This window comes from Microcystis sp. LEGE 08355 (assembly GCF_015207185.1).
Taxonomy (GTDB): domain Bacteria; phylum Cyanobacteriota; class Cyanobacteriia; order Cyanobacteriales; family Microcystaceae; genus Microcystis; species Microcystis panniformis.
Genome location: NZ_JADEXI010000753.1, coordinates 1 through 1,928 on the forward strand (window position 1 = coordinate 1; position 1,928 = coordinate 1,928).

The 1,928-nt window shown below is 37.2% G+C and carries 2 protein-coding genes and 1 pseudogene; all 3 read left to right on the top strand.

Annotated features, from left to right (window positions below):
- Positions 1-489, top strand: a pseudogene (locus IQ242_RS26490) (RNA-guided endonuclease InsQ/TnpB family protein); the annotation flags it as partial.
- Positions 490-755: 266 nt separating this feature from the next.
- A complete protein-coding gene (locus IQ242_RS23690; RefSeq protein WP_193961636.1) occupies positions 756-1,175 on the top strand; it encodes a XisH family protein in 420 nt (139 codons plus the stop codon).
- On the top strand, positions 1,163-1,504 hold the full coding sequence (locus IQ242_RS23695; RefSeq protein ID WP_193961637.1) for a XisI protein: 342 nt from the start codon (positions 1,163-1,165) through the stop codon (positions 1,502-1,504). The genes IQ242_RS23690 and IQ242_RS23695 overlap by 13 nt, the downstream gene beginning before the upstream one ends.
- Positions 1,505-1,928: the final 424 nt, after the last annotated feature.

Consider the following 1,928-nt stretch of genomic DNA (forward strand, 5'->3'; position numbering starts at 1 on the left):
TTCAAGTTTGTCGATACTCTAAATTCTACTGCTAGACAAGCATCGGCCGAACGAGCTTGGTCAGCTATTGCCCGTTTCTATGATAATTGTCAGAAAAAAATAAAAGGTAAAAAAGGTTATCCCAAGTTTCAGAAAAATAATCGTTCTGTGGAATATAAAAACTCCAGATGGAAATTATCGGAGGATAGAAAGAAAATTACTTTCACAGATAAGAAAAACATTGGCACGGTTAAACTAAAAGGAACCAGAGACCTAAACTTTTACCCTCTAGACCAAATTAAACGAGTTAGGATTGTTAAACGAGCAGATGGTTATTATGTCCAATTCTGTCTCAGCGTTGATATTCGGGAATATGCTAAACCACTAGAACCAACTAAAAGATGTGTGGGATTGGATGTAGGTTTAAAAGTTTTCTACGCTAATAGTGATGGGGAAACGGTAGAGATACCGCAATACTATCGCCAGGCAGAAAAAAGATTAAATCGTCTGACCCCCCCCTTGCCTAGCGGGGGGGGGAGAGATTCCCTCTGGCGAATGTTGGATACGTCCTGCCAGATTAAGGAAACTCGATGAACCAAGAATCCCTCGCTTTTAGCGACGGGAGTGTCAATTTAGATATTGGACATCGAAAGGACATCTACCGATAGGCGATCGCGTTTTTAATAAAAATTTGGAAGAGGCGATCGCTATTTTACTGTGAGAAGAGGAGGGCGATCGCTTATAATAAATCCAGTGATCAAAATAGAAGGAGGCAAATGCCAGCCAAAGACCTCTATCACGAAGCCGTTAAAAATGCCTTAATTAAAGACGGCTGGACAATTACGGCTGATCCTTATCCTATTGAATATGAAGACGCTGAATTGTATCCAGACCTGGCGATCGAGAAATATATTTCCGAAGAACAAAGACAACGTAAAATTATCATTGAAATTAAAAGCTTTCTTAGCCCTTCAATGATGAAAGACTTTGAAATGGCTTTGGGACAATATATTTTTTATCGTGATCTTATTCAATTAGGGCAAGATGAATACCAAGAAATCTATCTGGCTATCAAAGATGAAATTTATGAAAATTTTTTCCAACGAAAATCTATTCAAGCCGTTATTAAAAGACACCAATTAGATTTATTAGTTGTCAACATCGAAAAAGAGGAAATTGTCCAATGGATAAACTAACTAACTATCGCCAAATTATTCAAAATACCTTAACGAAGCTAGACAAAATTGCGAATAGCTCATCCCAAAAAAAACTAGAAACCTGTTTGATTTTTGATGAAAATCATGATCATTATCTATGGATGTCTATTGGTTGGATAAACAAAAAGAAAATCAACAATACTCAGATTCATATTCGTATTAAAAATGAAAGAGTTTATATTGAACAAGATTGGACAGAAATAGGAATCACCTCTCAATTATTAGAAGCAGGGATTCCCAAAGAAGATATTGTTTTAGCATTTCATGATCCTGCAAGTCGTGAATTAACAGAATTTGCGATTGCTTAATCAGGGGCGATCGCTGTTTTACTGTGTAGATAGGAGAAGGCGATCGCGTTTTTAGCTGAGGTTAAGAAGGGCGATCGCTGTTTTTCGGAGAATGATTTTAAATCTCCTCAATTAAGAGTCAAAGAACGTCTCACAAGTATCGATTTTACTGTTTTTGGAGAACTCGCTCAAGTTAAACAAAAAGGGGAAATTTTCGGCTCTTCGGGACTTGTTATGGTTCGATAGGGGGGCATAAATAGACTAAATCCTTATCTGGCAAGAGACTTAATTGATTAGTTCGCTCTAGATCAAAAATAATTGACAAAAATCGCTAAATGCCTTTCTCTATAAGGGTTCCATCTCTTATAACCTCCGTCCATTGCATAACACAAACCGAAGAGCCCTAATTCCTAAGTCAATTCCGATGGCTTTATCTGTTACTGGT